The following is a 19,099-nucleotide window of genomic DNA, read 5'->3' as shown; positions in this document are numbered from 1 at the left end:
TTATGTTAAAAAGAATAATAAAACATTGATTTTTCTGATAAATTAACAATAAACAAATCATGATACTATTTTCGATATAATAATTGTCCGTTTGCATGATCGAACATGCAAACGGACATAAGAGTAACTCATTTAATAGTAAACTTCGTGTGACTATGGCCTTCTTTTGCTTTTTTCACTTCGAGAATCGCAGGGAATGCAGCTTTCAGTTCTTCAACGTGAGAAATGACACCAATCATACGACCTGATTTCTGCAGATCAATTAATGTGTCAATTGCTTTGTTCAACGACTCTTCATCAAGCGACCCGAATCCTTCGTCAATAAACATCGTATCAATTGACACCGAACCTTGGAAACTTTGAATGACATCTGCCATACCAAGTGCTAGACAGAGAGAGGCATTGAACTTTTCGCCACCTGACAATGTCTTCACGTCACGTGTTTGCCCTGTATAAGCATCATATACATCGAGACCCAGTCCACTTTGTCTCCCTCGTACTTCCTGACGGTCACTGCGGATTAAAACAAACTGCCCGTTCGACATTTCTTTCAAACGTTCATTCGCCGATTGGATAATGCGTTCCAAGTATTCGATTTGAATATAGCGTTCGAATGACAACTTCAAACCGTTCTGTCCTCTTACGATATCGTAAAGGTCTGTGATTCTCCCATATATTCGTTCAAGTTCAATCACTGTTACGGATGACTGTACAAGTTTCTCCTTCAAACTGAATGCGTTTTTTTCATATTCTGAAGAAGCATTATAGTCAGTAAGAGCGGCTTCATAATCAGTTTTCAATTTGGCCACTTTCGTTGCCAAATCGCTCAAATCCACCACTTCTTTCCCTTCAAGCAGTACCCGTAACTCCCCTACTGCATCGCGTAAACTATAAAGTTGTTGTTTGAATACCGCCACTTTTTCTTTCAACAAAATGCGGTCAACTTCTTGCATTTTCGCCTCACGATAAGCCTGTTCTGTTGGGAATGCCGATTCTTCTAATGCTTTTTTGAATCTACTTTCCGCCTGACCCCTCTTCCCTACAACTTCTTCCAAGGTTTCCCCAGCATGAATTTCTGCTACTTTCGCCGCCCCCAGCTTCTCGCTCGTTTCCTCACGCACTTTCTGGACTACTTCCCAAGCGTAATCTAATTCTTCTTTTTTCTTTTCAGTTTCAGCAATCCGCTCCTGAAGCGTGGCTAGTACCCGTACATCTTCGGGTATCGTTTGTAATGTCATGTTAAACAGGGCTAGTTGTGTATCATAGGACGATTTTTGTTGAAACAATGCACGTTCCATTTCAGTTTTCTGCGCCACGATTTGCGCTGTAATTACTTCTTTCTTTTTCAATTCCACTTTCAGATTAACAAGCAATTTTCGATCTGCGCGAAGCTTAGCCACTTCCGCTTCTAGCTTCTGTTTTACCTCATGTAAATTATTATTATCCTTTTCTATAGCTAACCGCTTCATTTCATTTTCTTTATCAGTTAACTGCTCGATTGTATTTTGGTAGGTAATAGCCGCGGTTCGGAATTGCCCCTCGACTTCTTTCAGCCGTTCTTTCTCCACTTCCAGCTTTTCCCTTGAAATGGTTACTTCAATTGTTTTATGCGATTTAGCGGGATGATGTTCACTCCCACATACCGGGCAGGATTCCCCGTCTTTTAAAGACTCAGCCAACATAGCTGCTTGGTTATTTAGCCAAAGTTGTTCTACTGCATCGTATTCCGATTTACTTTTCTCATAACGCGCCTCGTGATCATTCTTTCCTTGTTCCAATACGTGTATCCGATTTCGAATCGCAATGAATTCATCCAGTAGTTTGCACTTTTCAATCGTTTCATTTAGTTGATCGATACGTTCATCGTACTGAACTTGTCCCACTTCAAACATCTCGATTTCTACTTTCACTTTTTCCAAGTTCTTAGTTTCTTCATCAGTCATTCTAACGGTTTTCTCAAGTTCTTTTTCCAAATGATTGTTTTCCTTTTTCATCACATCAAGAGCAGTTTCCTTCGATGCCAAACTTGAAACCGCCGGAAGGAAATCTTTTAGTCGAATCAAACTTTCCGTCAGCTTTTCACGGTCAGTTTTTCTTGCTTCTTCCACTCGAAAATGCTCTCCAGCAAGTTCCATTTTTTCTGCTGCTATCTGGACTGCTTCCTTCGCATTCTTAAGATTACCTGCTTTCGTGGCAGTTTCTTCTTTCAATTTGAGTAATTGCATCTCAAGTTCACCGATTGAAACAGCTCGCTCTGCGTCGGCTATTTGTTGTTCTTTTTGTTCCACAATCGGCAACTGTTCCGTTAACTTATTTAACGATAATTCTTTTTGACGTAGTTCAATAAAACGTTCATTCATACTTTTCGCGGCGTGGTACATTTCTTGCATTTTTGTATGTTTTGCATAAACTTCATCGTAACTCTTTTTAACAACAACCGTCTTGTCTTGATAAAACGCAAATTCTTCTTCTAATCCTTGAACGACTTGATTCACATTGTAATGTTCATTCGCAAGAACAGTAAAGACCGATGACTCACGCTCGGGCAGTAAGGTCGCTATTTGTCCAATATGCCCCTCGCTCTGTTGCATCTCTTTCATCAGAGTCGCTTGTGCGTTGTCTTTCTTCCCTTTTAGCTGCTCCACAATTTCACGGTACTTATCTGTTTTGAATATTTTCCGCATGATTGTTTCTTTATTTTCTGTATCAGACGTTAGAAACTTTCGGAACTCTCCTTGCGGTAGCATAACAATCTGACTGAATTGTGCTTGTGTAAAGCCGATTAGTTCTTCTACCTTCTTGTTAATTTCAGATACAATCTGCCTGTCGACAAGTGGTACCTCCCCGTCTTCCGTCAGTTCATAGAACTCGCAGCGCGCAGACGTTTCGGACTTGTTCCCTTGTTTGACATACGGTATTTGCCGCATGATGCGGTACGTTCGATTATGAATGTCAAACGTCAATTCAACGGTCGTTTGAACTGCGTCGTCTGCGAAGTCGCTTCGCATCGCGCGATTATCCGTTCGATCTTCTCCGCTCGCCTGGCCATATAACGCAAAACAAATCCCATCAAATATTGTCGTTTTCCCCGCACCAGTAGCTCCTGAAATAACGAAGAGTCGATTGTCTTTCAATTCCCTGAAATCGACTGTTTCCGTCCCTTTATATGGTCCAAATGCCGTCATCATTAATTGAATTGGTCTCACAGCTCTGTCCCCTCCTTGTGCATAACTTCATGGAGCACTTCTGAAAAGAGGGTCTCCGTTTCTACGTCTGCCGCTTCGCCTTTCATCTCTTCGTAAAATGCTTTAAAGAGTGCTAAATCATCATGCCTCCCATGTTCCATACGTTGTTCATCAATCGCATTTGCGGTCAGCATGAGCACTTTACGCTCAACATGCATCGCGTTCGGATAGACTGACCGTACTTTTTCCATCGGGAATAAAACCGGTGTCTCATCTAGCAATTTAACAAAAACATAATCCTCACTTACTGGGTGCAACAAAATATCTTCCATCGTCCCTACAACCGTCCGCATATCATGCTTTGGCTTCAACTCCCGTTTCTCAACAGATACCTGCCCTGCAGCATCAAGTTCGATAATTAGAAACCCTTTATTATGATGTTCTTCTGAAATCGAATATTTCATTGGCGAACCCGCAAATCGCACTGTTTCATTTAACACATAATGTGCCTGATGTAGGTGGCCAAGTGCAGTATAATTAAATCCTTCGAAAAGATGCGCCGACACATATTCTGCCCCACCAATTGCCAACGGTCGTTCGGAGTCACTCGTGTTATTTTCACTTTCTCCGTGAGGTGTCACAAAAGCATGTCCAACAAATACATGTCGGACCCCCTCTGCCATTTGTTCACGGATAGTTGCCGTCACTTTCTTCATCGCATCGTTATGGTTCACAATCGTTTCATCTTCGTGCAAATGTTTTACAACAGAAGGATCCGCAAATGGTACGAGATGGAAATGAACCTCACCGTAGTCATCTGACAAAACGACCGGTTCGATTACTTTCGTCATCTGACCTGCAATATGGTAGCCATTTACTCGCATCAATCCGCTTCCAAAATGGAGGCGTCCCGGGCTATCATGGTTTCCTCCAATCGCAAGGACTGGTATTCCAAGTTCCATAGTGATTTTTCCAAGCACTTCGTCAAGTAGTGCAATCGCTTCTGTAGGTGGCACCGCACGGTCATACAAATCGCCTGCGATAACGACCGCATCTGGCTTCTCCTTTTTGACTACCTCTACAAATTGATCAAGCACATAACGCTGTCCTTCTGTCATATATATACCTTGAACGAGCTTGCCTAAATGCCAGTCCGCTGTATGGAAAAATTTCAAATTCATTTCCCCTTTCAATACTTTTTCTTTCTACTTTACAGGATAATTCTTGTAAAAGGAAACATACATTCCTTTCTAACTTTTCACAAAGTTAAGGTTGACCTTCTATTTTTAATATGCTTATAATGGGGATGAGTCCAATTTCATATGATCCACCGCTAGGGGTGCTCTAACAGAGCTGAGAGAGGCATGTGCCTTGACCCTTATAACTTGAACTGGTTAATACCAGCGTAAGGAAGAGGTGCTGACACAATAATTCTGCCGGTCTATTTTCCGGGATACTTTTGATTGTCTACAACCCACTTCTTCTTCAAGGAGTGGGTTTTTTGGTTTTCAAGAATACAAAGGGAGTGTTGATATCATGAAGTTCACTGACCGTTTGTTAGAAAAGACGTTACCAATCTGGAGACAGAATCATAGCCATCCGTTCGTACAAGGAATTGGCGATGGGACGCTTGATCCGGATAAATTCAGGTTTTATATGGTACAGGATTACTTGTATTTGATTGATTATGCAAAACTGTTTGCGATCGGGGCTGTAAAAGCCGACGACTTGGAAACGATGGGCAAATTCGCGACACTACTCGATGGGACGCTGAACAAGGAAATGGCCCTGCATCGAAGCTACGCACTGCGGTTCGGCATTTCTGAACAGGAACTTGAAAACGCTAAGCCGTCACCAATTGTTCTTGCCTATACGCACTACATGTTACACGTCTGTCAAAATGGAACCGTTGCGGAAGTGATGGCTGCTCTGCTTCCTTGCGCATGGAGTTACTGGGAAATCGGTAAGGAGCTAAATGCTATTCCAGGTGCTGCCGATCACTCGTTATATGGCGATTGGATTCAGATGTATTCTTCGGATGAATTCGAGGAACTTGCGGGCTGGTGTATTGATTTAATGAACAAATCAACAGAAGGAAAACCGGAGCATGAACTGTTAAAGCTCGAGGAGATCTTCCTCAATACAACTCGTTATGAATATATGTTTTGGGATATGGCAAATACAAAACAAATGTGGCCTGGAGTTGAAATGATAAATGCTATCGTTTGACGGTGTTTCATTCACGTACCAATCAGGCAACAGCATACTCGATAATCTGTCATTCAACATTCTTCCCGGTGAGTTTATTTCGATAATTGGTGTTAGCGGTTCCGGTAAAAGCACGATTTTCCGTCTTGTAACCGGATTAGATGAACCCTCAAACGGTACCATTTCTCTTGAAGGGAATCCAAATACTCAGCGCCTCGGAAAGGTCGGCTATATGCCCCAACAAGATTTGCTACTTCCTTGGCGAACCATTTTAGAAAATGCATGCCTTCCACTTGAAGTAGCCGGATTAGATAAGAAGGCTGCTAAGGAACAAGTGCAACCATTATTACAGGAGTTCGGCCTTGGTGGAACGGAGGATAACTATCCCGGCGAACTTTCGGGTGGAATGAAGCAGCGCGTCGCTTTCTTGCGCGCTGTCCTTTCTGGCAATTCCCTACTGTTATTGGATGAACCCTTTTCGGCCCTCGACGCTATCACTCGACTGGCTATGCAAGAGTGGCTCATCAATCTGTGGGAAAAGCGCAAATCAACTGTCCTTTTCATCACACATGACGTAGAGGAAGCACTGTTTCTGTCAGACCGTATTTTTCTGTTGCAAAACAAACCTGTCACTTCATTCGTGGAAATCGAAGTGCCTCTTGAAAGACCTCGAATAAGAAACGATTTACATCGCGCTGAAATGCTCGAGCTAAAAGAACTGCTTATCGGCAAGCTCAGAAGTGAGGTTTCGCTGTGAAAAATACGGCTTCCTTAGTAATCATTGCAGGATTTCTAAGTATCTGGGAGTTGGGTGCACGCCTTTACGGTAAAGCGTTCATTCTCCCTTCCCCTATACAAATTTTTATACGTTTTTGGGAACTGAGGGAAGTATTATTGTTGAAACATCTACCGGTTACTTTGATGACGATTATTATCGGCCTAGCCATTTCGATTATTTCAGGAACAGCAATTGCAGTGCTAATGTCTTCCCATCCCGGCGTACGAAAAGCGCTCTATCCAATTCTCATTGCATCTCAAATGGTTCCTATTATTGCGCTTGCACCTATTTTTGTACTGTGGTTTGGTTACACAATTTGGAGCAAAGTTGCTGTTACTGTGCTCATCACATTTTTTCCGATAACAGTGAATACATTCGATGGTTTATCGTCAGGAAAAAAAGATATACAAGAACTTTTTTTGACGATGGGTGCTTCAAAAAAGGATATTTTCTATAAATATTCCGTACCAACTGCCCTCCCTCATTTCTTTTCTGGAATGAAAGTCGCTGTGACACTAAGTGTAATTGGCGCTGCAATCGGAGAATGGTTAGGCGCGCAGGCAGGCCTTGGTTACTTCAGTAGGCGTATGATGACGCAGTTCGATGGTGCAGCTGTTTTCGCACCCATCTTTGTACTGAGTGCCGTCGGAATCGGTCTATTCATCTGCGTGACCATTATTGAAAATCGAACGTTAAAATGGAGGATTAAAAATTGAAGAAAATCACATTATCACTTACAAGTATTGCGCTAATTCTATTGCTCAGCGCGTGCAATACTAATGAAAAAACAGAAAAGGTAAGTATCATGCTTGATTGGTATCCTAATGCTGTACATAGCTTCCTTTATGTTGCGGAGGAAAAAGGTTATTTCAAAGATGAAGGCATTGAACTGGATATCAAGTTCCCCGCAAGTCCGACTGATCCTATTAACCTTGCAGCAGCAGGAAAAGTGACTATGGGCATCACCTATCAGCCTGACGTTATAATTGCAAAGTCTGAACAGAATATCGGTATTAAATCCGTCGGCGTTCTCGTTCGTTCGCCATTGAATCACGTAGCATTTTTAAAAGAAAGTGGTATCGAGTCACCAAAAGATCTAGAAGGAAAAATTGTAGGCTATTCAGGAATCCCTTTGAACGAAGCAATACTAGAAACAATGATGAAAGCAGATGGTGCAGACTACGGTAAAGTAAACATGGTCGATGTGGGGTTTGAATTAAATTCTGCATTGATTTCAAAAAAAGCAGACGCTGTTATCGGGGCATATATTAATCATGAAGTACCGCTACTTGAATATGAAGGATTTCCAACAGGCTATATTGACCCGACAGACTTCGAAATACCTTCGTTTTATGAACTTATTGTTGTGACAAGTGACGATACCTGGAAGAAAGACCAAAAGAACATCGAAGCATTTTGGCGCGCTGCCGGAAGAGCCTTTGATGATATGGAGAAAGATCCTGAAGAAGCGCTATCTATCTTGCTAAAATACCAGGATGAAGCGAATTTCCCACTCGTCGAGGTTGTTGAAAGAGAGTCACTTTCGATTCTTCTTCCGAAAATGACAGCACCTGGTACGTTTGGTGAGCAGGATGAACAGGCATGGCAAGCAACTGCCGATTGGATGTCAGAAACCGGATTATTGAAAAACGAAGCAAATCTTGATGGGATTTTCATTAATATGGACTAACAAAAAAACAAGCTTATACTGAGTTTATCACCGCCATGGATTGTGTTATCACCGACTCAAACGAGGTTATCACCGCCACGGATTGGGTTATCACCGGCTCAAACGGACTTATCACCGCCATGGATTAGGTTATCACCGACACAACTATTTCCACCAAAAAGCAGCCAGGACTTTTGAAGTAAAAAGTCCTGGCTGCTTCATCATTTTGTTATTGATTCAAACCACTATAAATCATGTCTGCGTTCCATCTTAGCATTTTCACATACGTATCGCCATCATCACCAGGTTTCCCTAGAGAGTCCGTAAAGATTTTCCCTTTAATCGGCACATTCGTTTCCCTTGATACCATCTCCATGCTACGTGGATCGATACTTGTTTCTAAAAATAATGCTTGAACCTTTTCCTCGTTGATAGTTGCAATGATAGTTGTCAGCTGTTCAGGTGTTCCTTCATGGTGTGAATTGATTTCCCAAATGTAGGCTGCATTAAAATCATACGCTTTGGAGAAGTATTTGAACGCACCTTCACTCGTCACGAGTATCCGTCGTTCTTCTGGGATCTTGTTCATTTTCTCCACGATTTCTTCATGAAGGGCTTTGAGTTCAGTGATATATGCATCCGCGTTTTCATCATAGATGTCTGCATTTTCTGGATCAATTTTCTTCAGGGATTTACGCACGTTTTCTACATACTTGATGCCATTGCGCACGTCAAGCCAAGCATGGGGATCTTCTTCCCCTAAATGGTCCTTCGAACTGAGGAGCATCGGTTCAACCCCTTCACTTACACGAAATACCGGCGCATCCTCCCCCGCTTTTCCAGCGGTTTCCATCAATTTAGTAAACCATGCATTTCCTTCTTCTAAATTTAGCCCGTTATAAAAAACAACATCTGCATCTGTCGTCAAAGCGACATCTGCCGGAAGTGGATCATATTGGTGAGGATCTGATCCAATCGGTGCAAGGCTGTGAACATCGACCAAATCTCCCCCGACATTTTTCACAATATCGTAGACAATCGAATACGTCGCAACGACTTGCAGTTTTTCACCCTTCTCTTTTGGAGCAGTCGCCCCTTGGTTACATGCCGACAACAAGACTCCAACAACAACCAGCGCAAACAATAGCATACTCTTTTTCATTCACAATCTTCCCCTTCTATTTTGAATTACCTTTTATAAAACGGCTGATTTTTGTTTATTTGTTCGAATAGCTCTCCACAATAAACCTTGTTTCGGTGAGAATATAAATGCTAAGAAAAATAAAGCGGTTGCGACGAGTACGATTGTTGCGCCAGATGCAAGATTGTACGTAAAGCTCAAATACAAACCAATTATCGCCGAAATCGTTCCACATGCAGCTGAAATGACTATCATGACAGACAGCCGATCAGTTAATAAATAAGCTGTCGAAGCGGGTGTAATAAGCATCGCAACGACTAATATGATGCCCACTGTCTGTAACGATGCGACCGTAACAAGTGTTAATAGAACCATTAAAAAGTAATGGATCATCTTAGTCGGAAGCCCATATGCTTGAGCCATAATCGGGTCAAACGAACTGACAAGCAACTCTTTATAAAATATAAACACACTTAACAACACGAAAATACCAACTATTAGTGTCATCCACATATCAGAAGGTCTGACCGCCAACACATTCCCAAACAGGATGTGATACAAATCTGTACTACTCTTCATAAATGTGATAAGGATAATCCCAGCGGCAAATGCAGCAGTAAACATGATGCCAATCGCAGAATCATTTTTCACACGACTGTTCTGGTTGATGAATCCTATACCGATAGCTGTTAAAATACCCGTTATTACCGCTCCGATAAAGAAATTGATACCTAGCATGAAAGAAATTGCGACACCTGGTAATACGGCATGAGATATCGCATCCCCCATCAGGGCCATTCCTCTTAAAATAATAAAACAGCCAATGACGCCACTAATGATACCAACCATCACCGATGTAATAAGCGCTTTTTGCAGAAAACCATATTGCATAACTGCCTCGATGAAATGCATCATTTCGCCATCACCCCATCTAAAAACGATAATTGTCCGCCGTATGCTTTTGAAATCATTTGAGGCGTAAACACTTCTTTCACACTGCCCTTCGCAATTAACTCCTTGTTTAACAACAACAGTTCATCAAAATATTTTTCCGCCTTGTTCAAATCATGATGGACGACGATGATTGTTTTTCCTTCATCGCGCAACTCTTTTAAAATCTTCACAATCATCTCTTCACTCGTTGCGTCAATTCCAACAAATGGTTCATCGAGTAAAAACAAATCTGCCTGCTGAGCAAGTGCTCTAGCCAGGAAAACACGCTGCTGCTGACCGCCAGATAATTCTCCAATTTGCCGATCCTGAAACTCGATCATATCAACCTTTTCAAGGCACTTCAGAGCCAATGCCCTTTCCTTTCGCCCTGGCCTTTTTAATAATCCAACTGTCGGATACGTACCAATAAGAACTGTATCTTTGACTGTAATCGGGAAATCCCAATCGATTGTACTACGCTGCGGAACGTAAGCAATTCGTTTACGGACCTCTTTCAGCGTGGAACCAAGGATTGTAATATCCCCTTTATCTTTTGAAATCAAATTTAGTAACACTTTAAGCAAAGTGGACTTCCCTGCTCCATTCGGTCCAATGATTCCAACTGATTTCCCACTTGATATCGTGAACTCTATATCATGTAGCACTTCTTTTCCGAAATACGACACATGCAAATTCGAAACTACAATTGCATCTTTCATATTTACACACCTCCATATATCTATTTATATGCCGGAGTTTCCCAAGGGAAACTTTAAATCCAAATTTTTTTTGCCCTAGGGAAACTTTATAGGCAAAAAAATGAATTACATTATTGTTTCCCTCAGGAAACTTTACTAACTTCATAGTAGAACATCTAAAACCAAAAGTAAAGAAAAAAATATTTTTTTGAAAAATAACCCCTAGAAAGCCATACCAACAGCATCCGTAGATTCCCTGATTAGATTTCAGTTCACAGGCTTCAACCGATGAAAATCTCCCGACTACGAAAACTTTTATCTGACGAATAACTGTAAAACTGTCTAGACAGTTTAACAGTTCCATATTAATTAAACATTCCTACTACACACTTTTTAGACTGGCATGATAATTGCATAACTAATATATATATTGAACTAATGATTCTATATAATCACCAGCGAATGCGCCTCATAGGGGTGCCGAGCGTTGTTGAGTGGATTCTTTATGTCAACAAATATAGTTAATAAAGGAGTGGAGAAATCATGTCGAGAAATTTCACAAATCTACTGATTGAAGATGACATTGCAATCGTGGAAATAGACCATGCACCAGCCAATACATTGTCAACAGCATGCATTGCCGAACTAAGAGAGGTTTTTAAATGTCTTGCCAATGATGATAAGTTGAAAGCGATTATTTTAACTGGTGCAGGTCGCTTCTTTGTTGCCGGTGCTGATATTAAAGAATTCATTGACGCACTAGGTGACGACCAGAAAGGATTGGCAATGGCCACAGCGGGACAAGCAATTTGCAACGAAATAGAATCGATGAAAAAACCCGTTATCGCAGCCATTAATGGTGCTTGTCTTGGTGGAGGATTGGAATTGGCTATGAGCTGCCATTACCGGATTGCCGTATCTGCAGCCAAACTGGGATTACCCGAGCTTCAACTTGGGCTTATCCCTACGTTCGGCGGAACGCAAAGATTGAGCAGGATAACCAGTACAGCCACTGCATTGGAACTAATTTTAACAAGCAAACAACTTAACGGCGACGAGGCAAAGGAAGCTGGACTTATCCAATTAGTCGTTTCCCCAGAAGATCTTTTGCCAACTGCTAAAACGATTGCCAAAGCATTTGTAGACGGTAAGAGTATGACCAGCATCACGCGAGCTGTAGAATGTATCATACAGGGAGCAAATGAATCCTTAGTAAATGGGTTAGAACGGGAACGTAACAATTTTGCTGAACTGTTTTTAACAGACGATGCCAAGGAAGGTGTACACGCATTTATTGAAAAAAGAAAACCGCTATTTAAACATACGTAAAAGGGGTTGTGAACAATGACAGAAGAAGTCCTTTTTTCAATAAGCGACAATGGAGTTGCTACAATTTTACTCAATCGGCCGAAAGCTTTAAACTCACTGTCCTTCGCGATGGTTCAAGCAATCGGGGAAAAATTAACAGATTGGAAGACAAACGAACGTGTCAAAGCTGTCATAATCAAAGGTGCAGGAACAAAAGGTTTATGTGCCGGCGGAGATATTAAAACATTATATGAAGCGAAAAATAGTGAAAATGGTCTCCAAAAAGCAAACGACTTTTTCACAGAAGAATATCAAACAGATTTATCCATTGCCCAATTCCCTAAACCAATCATTGCTTGTTTAGATGGTATTGTCATGGGAGGCGGCGTAGGTTTAACTTATGGTGCTTCTATTAAAATCGTTACCGAGCGTACCGTTTGGGCAATGCCAGAAATGACAATTGGTTTTTTCCCAGATGTAGGTGCCGCCTATTTTTTAAATAAGGCTCCGGGATTCATCGGAAGATATTTAGCATTGACGGCTACACAATTAAAAGCTGCAGATGTACTGTATATAAATGGAGCAGATCATTTTATGTCTCATGAAAAACTCCTGCTTTTCATCGATGAATTGGAGGGAAGGAAATGGGAGCAAACAACCATTGACACATTGCTCGCAAAATACACATCAACCGCACCGGATGAAGGCAAACTAGTATCTTTGCAAAAAGACATAGACGACCATTTCTCTCAGACGACGATAGAATCCCTCTTCGATGCCTTAGGGGAAAATGATACTTCATTCGCGAAAGAAGCCATAGAAACAATGCGTACGAAATCACCTGTATCATTAAAAGTGACACTAAAGCAGTTAATTGACGGCGAACAAAAAACATTGGAAGAATGCCTTGCCACAGACCTTATTCTTGCAATGAACTTCATGAAACACGAAGACTTTTTCGAAGGAGTTCGCTCTGTCTTGATTGATAAAGATTTAGCACCTTGCTATAAGTATCCACACATTTCATCTGTTTCGAATGAAATGGTCAACGGCTTTTTCATTGCTGACTAAATATAGAAAGCCGAATCCCCCAAAAAGGAATTCGGCTTTTTTCAATTCTTTTCTTAGAACCAGCGCTCCGTTACAACTTTTTTACGCGTATAAAACTGTACCCCGTCTTTCCCATTTGTGCCGAGATCTCCGTAGAACGAAGATTTGTTCCCGGCAAAAGAGAAGAATGCCATTGGTGCAGGTACATTCACATTTACTCCAATCATACCCGCATCAATTTTTTCACGAAACGTTTGAGCGCTTTTACCACTTCCCGTATAAATGACCGCTCCATTGGCAAACTTCGATTGATTTGTCAGCGCAATTCCCTCTTCTAAATCCTTCACACGCACAATGCTTAACACTGGAGCAAAGAGTTCTTCCTGCCAAATTTTCATTTCGTTGTTCACGTTATCAAAAATAGTCGCTCCGAGATAATTTCCTTCTGCCAGTTGACTATCTATTTCTCGACCATCGACAATCAGCGAAGCCCCATCAGCTATACCACTCTCTATATAACTAAGCACACGTTCTTTATGCGATTTGCGAATAAGGGGGCCAACAAAGTTCTCTTTATAACGTCCATCTCCTACTGATAATTCACGCGTTTTTGCAACAAGTAGCTCCATAAAATCATCTGCAACTTCATCAACAACTGCAACGACCGAACAAGCCATACAACGCTCACCGCTACTGCCAAACGCTGCACCAATAACTCCTTGAACTGTTTTTTCGAGATGACAGTCCGCCATGACGACCGCATGATTCTTTGCACCAGCAAGCGCCTGAACACGTTTACCGTATTTCGTACCCGTTTCATACACATGTTTTGCAACCGGTTCTGATCCAACGAAAGAAATTGCTTTGACATCTGGGTGCTCCAGTAAACCGTTCACCACTTCTTTTCCCCCATGCACCAAACTTAAGACACCTTTCGGGAAACCGGATTCGTGAAATAATTCAACAAGATGTCCCGCTAAAACGGGCGTTCTTTCAGATGCTTTAAGGACAAATGTATTCCCGCAAGCAATTGCGAGTGGAAACATCCAGAGGGGCACCATCATCGGGAAATTAAATGGAGTGATCCCTGCGACAACTCCAATCGGGTAGCGCCAGACAGATCCGTCAATACCGGTAGCCATATTTGGTAGAGCTTCTCCCATCATCATGCTAGGCGCTGACGTAGCAAGTTCCACTACCTCAATCCCTCTTTGCACTTCCCCTCTTGCATCTGTCAATGTTTTTCCGCTTTCCATCGTAATAATCTGTGCTAACTCCTCTTTATGTTCCTCCAACTTTTGCAAGTAAGTAAACAGAAGACGCGTACGGTTCGGAACTGGTATATCGGCCCACGATAGAAAAGCTTGTTTTGCCACTTCCACTGCAGCATCGACGTCTTTCTTTGTAGATAGTGGTACATAAGCAATTGTTTCACCTGTTGCTGGATTAGAAACTGTTTCCGTTTCAGTACCAGATGAGTCCACCCATTCACCGTTAATCCAATTTTTCATTTGCTTTATAGTTGTTGTAGTCATTTATTTCAATCCCCCTATTGTAAATGCTATTTTTTGATGTCCAATTCTTTTATACAAAGCTGACATATCCTCTTCCGCTAATCCCGCATGTTCCGCTTCTTCATAAACTGCAAAAAGGGCTTGGCTGATTGGGAGATGCAACTGATTACTCTCTGCCAATTGCAATGCGAATCCCATATCTTTTCGTAATAACTTCAGCGCAAATCCCGGTTCATACTCCTCATTTTCGATAAATGATTTGAAGTTCCGTTCATATATTCGACTCTGTCCATAGCTAACATTTAACATATCAAAAAGCTTGTTCATGTCCATGTTATTTTCATTTGCTAATGCCAACGCTTCACTCACCCCTGCGGTATAGAAACCGATGAGCAGATTATTTATCAATTTTGCAATTGTACCACTGTCAATTCGCTCATTCACATGAAACAAATTTTCGCCTAGTACTGAAATAATTGGTAATGAACGCTCATAGTCCACCGCTCGGCCACCAACCATAAATGTCAATGTCCGATTTTCCGCACCTATCACACCCCCACTGACTGGTGCGGCTAAATAAGCAACTCCTTTCGCTTGTGCTTCCTCGCTTATGCGGCGATTCACTTCCGGCGAAACAGTGCTCGTATCAATCAAAAGAATATTTTCATCGCTTTGGTGAATCAACCCTGCTTCTCCTAAATAAACTGATTCCACCGCGGCTGTTGATGGTAAACTCGTCAAAATAATAGCGCAACATCCTGCCATTTGTATTGCAGAAAGACCAATTATTCCGCCCGCTTGCTGAAATACAGTTTCAGCTAATTCACTTCGGTCATTTCCATAAACAGTGAATCCAGATTCCAGTAAGTTTTTCGCCATGGGCATTCCCATATTCCCTAAGCCGATCATGCCAATTTTCATCATCGAGTCCCCCCATATTTTAGACGTTATATCGAGCGCTTTCTATTATTCCTTGAACAATTTCTCTCTTCTTGATAAACATATTACTGTAAAGCGGAGCTGAGATTGCTTGAATTTCCATCAGCATAAGCCCACGACTTTCCTCATCGGGTAGAGCACTTGATACAAACGAAATAGCTGCTGTTTGAATACTTCGATACCCCTCTTCACAAATGACATCGGACATTAGCATCTTCCTTTTTTCCTCGGATTCCCCATTTTTAATTAGTGCCTTCTCAGTCCTTAGCAAAGCAGATTCCATGATGAATAGCCTTTCATTCATACTGGCTAGTAATCCTAAATACTCTTGTTCCTCTTCAATTGATTTCCCTAAAGGTCCAGCAAGCGCTTTCACGACAATTCCGATAAGTTGTTTTGCCTTTACTAAGTAGCCGTAATGCCGCGTCAAAGCATGCGTCCGATTGTCCACTTCGTTTTTTGCAGACCATAGTTGCCCCTTTTCGATTTTTTTCAGTACACCTTTAGCAATTGCAAGACGATTAATTTCATTCGTCCCTTCGAAAATCCGATTGATTCGTGCATCGCGATATAAATTTTCTACTTCATATTCCTGCATATAACCATATCCCCCGTGGATTTGCACTGCCTCGTCAACAATATAATCAAGGGCTTCTGAACTATTCACTTTATTTATTGCACAATCAATCATGAAGTCAGCGACAATTCTTACTAACTCCTCTTCCGAATCAACAGATTGAAGCGCTTCATCCATTTCCCCCGCTGTTCGGTATGCCGCACTTTCTGCACCGAAGATTCGTACTGCCATATTGGCTACCTTTTCTTGGATCATCGTGAAGCCAATCAATGCTTTGCTGAATTGCTTTCGCTCTTTCGCATAAGCTACTGATAGATGTAATGCATGCTTTGCCGTTCCGATATTGGCAAATGCAAGTTTCAAACGAGCCATATTTAAAATATTCAAAGCAATATGATGCCCTTTCCCAATTTCCCCCAGGACGTTTCCAACAGGTATTTTGACGTCTTCCAAAATAAGAGTAGCAGTAGAAGAACCGTTAATCCCCATCTTTTTTTCCTCAGGTCCAACTGACACTCCTTCAAATGTTCGCTCTACGATAAATGCAGTCATACCTTCGGCTATTTTTCCAAACACTACGTAACAATCAGCGAGATGGGCATTCGTTATCCATTGCTTTTCACCATTCAATATCCAATCCGTCCCTCCTTTGTTCAAGACGGCAGTTGTTTTCGAATTCAAAGCATCCGACCCTGCATTCGACTCTGTCAAGGCGTAAGCACCAATCCATTCCCCACTTGTCAATTTCGGTAAGTACTTTTCCTTTTGGGCTGCTGTACCAAAATAGACATATGGCAATGTACCAACACCAACATGAATATTAAACGAAACGCTAAATGAGCCGGCCGCACCCATTATCTCTGCAACGAGACCTGCAACCATTTTCCCTAACTCAAAACCACCATAGGCTTCCGGGACTTCAATACCAAGAAGACCAATATCCCCAGCTTTTTCAAAAAGTACACGAACATCTTGATTTTCTATCGACAAACCTTTTTCAAGTTGAGGCTTCACGTCCAGTTTCAGAAATTGTTTGGTTGTTTTAGCAATCATTTCATAGTCGTCTGTAAAATCTTCGGGTGTAAAATAGGAATAAGTCATACTACTATTTGTTAAATTAGTATCTGAGATTAAGTGTTGTATCTGCTCCATTTCTCATTCCCTCCATTCAATGTTATATATTGCAAGTTGCATGCCAATAAAATCTCGGACGGAACACAGATGTTTCTAAGCTATGGAAAGCGCCAACTGTCTAAGTGACTAGACAAATTGACGCTTCTATTTAGCAGTATGCATTTATAACTGATAACGAGATAGTTTATTATAAAGAGTTGCTCTTGTAATGCCGAGACGTTTAGCCGCTTCCGACTTGTTCCCGCTTACTTCTCTTAATACTTTTTCAATGATATTCTTCTCTTCTTCCTCATGCACAAGTTGTCTTACTTCATTTCTTTCGCTTAACGACGAGGAAATAGTCATATATTCTTGTTTCTTTTCTATTCGAAAAAATTCGTTTGGCAAATCACTCATTTTAATATGGGATTCGCTTGTCAATGCAAATAATCTTTCCAATACATTAATTAACTCGCGTACATTCCCTGGCCAATGATATCGAAAGAATAGTTGCATGACTTCCTTATCAATCGTTTTCCCCTCACTATCGTACATTTGACAAAGAGTGGGTAGCTGTGCGGAAATAATCAGTGGGATATCGCTTTTCCGCTCCCTAAGTGGAGGAATATTCAAGGGGATCACGTGAAGCCGATAATATAAATCTTCTCTAAACTCGCCTTCCCTCACCATTTTTTCAAGATTTTTATTTGTAGCTGTAATAATCCGGAACTGGACCTGAATCGGTTCAGTTCCACCAATCCGTTCCACCTCTTTTTCCTGAATCACCCTAAGAATTTTCACCTGTGTCGCAAGGGGCATGTCACCAATTTCATCCAAGAAAATTGTTCCCATGTGAGCAAGCTCAAATTTTCCGGGTTTCCCTCCTTTTTTCGCACCTGTAAACGCACCTTCCATATAGCCAAATAACTCTGATTCGATTAAGTTCTCGGGAATTGCTGCACAATTAACACTGATAAAACGTCCACTGCTCATCTTACCCGTATCATGTATCGCCCTTGCAAATTGCTCTTTTCCAACACCACTTTCCCCAGTGATCAAAACGGGAGCCTTAGACTGTGCTGCCTTTCTTGCAAGCTTCTTTGTATTAGATATGGCGGGACTCTCTCCGAGAATATCTTCAAAAGTGAACCGTTTCTGTGCAGCAACTTTGCTCACCTCAATCGACGTTTCACTCCCTTTTCGTTGCTCTAACAAATCTATTTGAGTGATAATTTGCTGGACTTCAGAAACGCCTTCATAAATAAGCATACCGACGGCCCCAATAATACGACCATTTTTCCAAATCGGCATTCGGTGAACAACCATTTTTTGCCCCTGCAGCCAATGGATTTGATTACGCTCAGGGATACCCGTTCTAAGGACAATTGGTATCCTTGTATTCTCAATAACATTTTCTACTGGAAGGCCAATAGCCTCCTCCTTAGTCACGCCAACATAGCGGCTATAGTTTTCATTAAACAATTGAATCACACCAGCTTCATCTACAATCGTCAATCCTTCATAAGCCGTATCAAAACATAGTGTATACCACTCGATTGTCTCCTTTGATTTTTCAAGTCGTTGAAAAAGGGCTTGATTAATCTTCAGCAGTTCTATTTGTGTGATTACTCCTTGGAGCATGCCTGTCTTCTCACATACGACATAGGTTGGACATCCATCCAATTGCTTCACGGAGAAATCTTCATTCACCGATTGGAAGACTGCACTAATAATAGAGTTAATCGGTTCATTCCAACCTATTCCACTCTTAATAGTAGCAAGGCAATCCCCTATTGTGACGACTCCGATTAGTCGTTCATGATCCACAACTGGCAGTTCCGAACAATGTCCTTCGGAGAGCAAACGTAATGTTTCTCCGATTTCAAGGTCCTTTGTCAACACTTGCGGATATTCGCTCATCCATTCTTTAACCCTATAATAATCTTCTTTTACCATTTCTCATCATCCACCTTTTGATAATGTGAA

General features: G+C 41.5%; 15 protein-coding genes and 1 riboswitch. Of the genes, 6 read left to right on the top strand and 9 right to left on the bottom strand.

What is annotated here, in order from left to right; translation table 11 throughout:
• Nucleotides 1-128 precede the first annotated feature (128 nt).
• Together ACP8HG_RS02085 and ACP8HG_RS02080 are read right to left on the bottom strand one after the other, a co-directional pair.
• Nucleotides 129-3,206 carry an SbcC/MukB-like Walker B domain-containing protein gene (locus ACP8HG_RS02085; protein ID WP_421102617.1) on the bottom strand — a complete coding sequence of 1,026 codons (3,078 nt, stop codon included), beginning with the start codon at nt 3,204-3,206 and terminating at the stop codon, nt 129-131.
• Nucleotides 3,203-4,360 carry an exonuclease SbcCD subunit D gene (locus ACP8HG_RS02080; protein ID WP_421102615.1) on the bottom strand — a complete coding sequence of 386 codons (1,158 nt, stop codon included), beginning with the start codon at nt 4,358-4,360 and terminating at the stop codon, nt 3,203-3,205. The genes ACP8HG_RS02085 and ACP8HG_RS02080 overlap by 4 nt, the downstream gene beginning before the upstream one ends.
• A gap of 150 nt (nt 4,361-4,510) precedes the next feature.
• A riboswitch (TPP riboswitch) is annotated at nt 4,511-4,614 on the top strand.
• A gap of 107 nt (nt 4,615-4,721) precedes the next feature.
• Here ACP8HG_RS02080 and tenA point away from each other — a divergent pair.
• From tenA to ACP8HG_RS02060, 4 genes are read left to right on the top strand one after another with little or no spacing between them, the layout of a single operon-like run.
• Nucleotides 4,722-5,414: a thiaminase II gene (tenA, locus tag ACP8HG_RS02075; RefSeq protein ID WP_421102613.1), complete on the top strand. Its 693-nt coding sequence runs from the start codon at nt 4,722-4,724 to the stop codon at nt 5,412-5,414.
• Nucleotides 5,401-6,150 carry an ABC transporter ATP-binding protein gene (locus tag ACP8HG_RS02070; RefSeq protein ID WP_421102609.1) on the top strand — a complete coding sequence of 250 codons (750 nt, stop codon included), beginning with the start codon at nt 5,401-5,403 and terminating at the stop codon, nt 6,148-6,150. Before tenA ends, ACP8HG_RS02070 begins: the two co-directional genes overlap by 14 nt.
• Nucleotides 6,147-6,887, top strand: coding sequence for an ABC transporter permease (locus tag ACP8HG_RS02065; RefSeq protein WP_438298124.1), 741 nt, complete (start codon nt 6,147-6,149; stop codon nt 6,885-6,887). Before ACP8HG_RS02070 ends, ACP8HG_RS02065 begins: the two co-directional genes overlap by 4 nt.
• Nucleotides 6,884-7,861 (top strand): ABC transporter substrate-binding protein, encoded by a 978-nt coding sequence (locus tag ACP8HG_RS02060; RefSeq protein ID WP_338652976.1) that lies wholly within the window; start codon nt 6,884-6,886, stop codon nt 7,859-7,861. The genes ACP8HG_RS02065 and ACP8HG_RS02060 overlap by 4 nt, the downstream gene beginning before the upstream one ends.
• A gap of 208 nt (nt 7,862-8,069) precedes the next feature.
• Here the strand turns inward: ACP8HG_RS02060 and ACP8HG_RS02055 are convergent, their stop codons facing one another.
• Genes ACP8HG_RS02055 through ACP8HG_RS02045 form a run of 3 tightly spaced genes read right to left on the bottom strand, consistent with a single transcriptional unit; the run spans nt 8,070 to nt 10,633 of the window.
• A complete protein-coding gene (locus tag ACP8HG_RS02055; protein WP_067207416.1) occupies nt 8,070-9,002 on the bottom strand; it encodes a metal ABC transporter substrate-binding protein in 933 nt (310 codons plus the stop codon).
• 33 nt (nt 9,003-9,035) lie between these two features.
• Complete coding sequence (locus tag ACP8HG_RS02050; RefSeq protein WP_067213888.1) at nt 9,036-9,893, bottom strand: metal ABC transporter permease; 858 nt, start codon at nt 9,891-9,893, stop codon at nt 9,036-9,038.
• Nucleotides 9,893-10,633: a metal ABC transporter ATP-binding protein gene (locus ACP8HG_RS02045; RefSeq protein WP_067207414.1), complete on the bottom strand. Its 741-nt coding sequence runs from the start codon at nt 10,631-10,633 to the stop codon at nt 9,893-9,895. The genes ACP8HG_RS02050 and ACP8HG_RS02045 overlap by 1 nt, the downstream gene beginning before the upstream one ends.
• Nucleotides 10,634-11,155: 522 nt before the next feature.
• On the opposite strand from ACP8HG_RS02045, the gene ACP8HG_RS02040 reads away from it, so the two are divergent.
• A complete protein-coding gene (locus tag ACP8HG_RS02040) occupies nt 11,156-11,941 on the top strand; it encodes an enoyl-CoA hydratase-related protein (protein ID WP_067207412.1) in 786 nt (261 codons plus the stop codon).
• A gap of 15 nt (nt 11,942-11,956) precedes the next feature.
• Complete coding sequence (locus ACP8HG_RS02035) at nt 11,957-12,991, top strand: enoyl-CoA hydratase/isomerase family protein (protein WP_338652981.1); 1,035 nt, start codon at nt 11,957-11,959, stop codon at nt 12,989-12,991.
• 53 nt (nt 12,992-13,044) lie between these two features.
• Here ACP8HG_RS02035 and ACP8HG_RS02030 read toward each other — a convergent pair whose 3' ends face one another.
• From ACP8HG_RS02030 to ACP8HG_RS02015, 4 genes are all read right to left on the bottom strand, one after another.
• Nucleotides 13,045-14,505: a CoA-acylating methylmalonate-semialdehyde dehydrogenase gene (locus ACP8HG_RS02030; protein WP_067207407.1), complete on the bottom strand. Its 1,461-nt coding sequence runs from the start codon at nt 14,503-14,505 to the stop codon at nt 13,045-13,047.
• Nucleotides 14,506-15,408 carry an NAD(P)-dependent oxidoreductase gene (locus ACP8HG_RS02025; RefSeq protein ID WP_067207404.1) on the bottom strand — a complete coding sequence of 301 codons (903 nt, stop codon included), beginning with the start codon at nt 15,406-15,408 and terminating at the stop codon, nt 14,506-14,508.
• Nucleotides 15,409-15,424: 16 nt separating this feature from the next.
• Nucleotides 15,425-17,152 (bottom strand): acyl-CoA dehydrogenase family protein, encoded by a 1,728-nt coding sequence (locus ACP8HG_RS02020; RefSeq protein ID WP_067207403.1) that lies wholly within the window; start codon nt 17,150-17,152, stop codon nt 15,425-15,427.
• Between the two features lie 144 nt (nt 17,153-17,296).
• Nucleotides 17,297-19,069, bottom strand: coding sequence for a sigma 54-interacting transcriptional regulator (locus ACP8HG_RS02015; RefSeq protein ID WP_067207400.1), 1,773 nt, complete (start codon nt 19,067-19,069; stop codon nt 17,297-17,299).
• Between the last annotated feature and the right edge of the window lie 30 nt (nt 19,070-19,099).

This window comes from Sporosarcina sp. FA15, assembly GCF_051550195.1.
GTDB classification, from domain to species: domain Bacteria; phylum Bacillota; class Bacilli; order Bacillales_A; family Planococcaceae; genus Sporosarcina; species Sporosarcina psychrophila.
The sequence above is the reverse complement of the archived record's forward strand: the minus strand, read 5'-3'. Positions and strand labels throughout refer to the sequence as shown.

What these genes read in the sequence shown, in the direction of transcription:
- tenA (WP_421102613.1), top strand. Translation starts at nt 4,722, where the DNA reads ATGAAGTTCACTGACCGTTTGTTAGAAAAGACGTTACCAATCTGGAGA.
- ACP8HG_RS02070 (WP_421102609.1), top strand. Translation starts at nt 5,401, where the DNA reads ATGCTATCGTTTGACGGTGTTTCATTCACGTACCAATCAGGCAACAGC.
- ACP8HG_RS02055 (WP_067207416.1), bottom strand. Translation starts at nt 9,002, where the DNA reads ATGAAAAAGAGTATGCTATTGTTTGCGCTGGTTGTTGTTGGAGTCTTG.
- ACP8HG_RS02050 (WP_067213888.1), bottom strand. Translation starts at nt 9,893, where the DNA reads ATGCATTTCATCGAGGCAGTTATGCAATATGGTTTTCTGCAAAAAGCG.
- ACP8HG_RS02045 (WP_067207414.1), bottom strand. Translation starts at nt 10,633, where the DNA reads ATGAAAGATGCAATTGTAGTTTCGAATTTGCATGTGTCGTATTTCGGA.
- ACP8HG_RS02040 (WP_067207412.1), top strand. Translation starts at nt 11,156, where the DNA reads ATGTCGAGAAATTTCACAAATCTACTGATTGAAGATGACATTGCAATC.
- ACP8HG_RS02035 (WP_338652981.1), top strand. Translation starts at nt 11,957, where the DNA reads ATGACAGAAGAAGTCCTTTTTTCAATAAGCGACAATGGAGTTGCTACA.
- ACP8HG_RS02030 (WP_067207407.1), bottom strand. Translation starts at nt 14,505, where the DNA reads ATGACTACAACAACTATAAAGCAAATGAAAAATTGGATTAACGGTGAA.
- ACP8HG_RS02025 (WP_067207404.1), bottom strand. Translation starts at nt 15,408, where the DNA reads ATGATGAAAATTGGCATGATCGGCTTAGGGAATATGGGAATGCCCATG.
- ACP8HG_RS02020 (WP_067207403.1), bottom strand. Translation starts at nt 17,152, where the DNA reads ATGGAGCAGATACAACACTTAATCTCAGATACTAATTTAACAAATAGT.
- ACP8HG_RS02015 (WP_067207400.1), bottom strand. Translation starts at nt 19,069, where the DNA reads ATGGTAAAAGAAGATTATTATAGGGTTAAAGAATGGATGAGCGAATAT.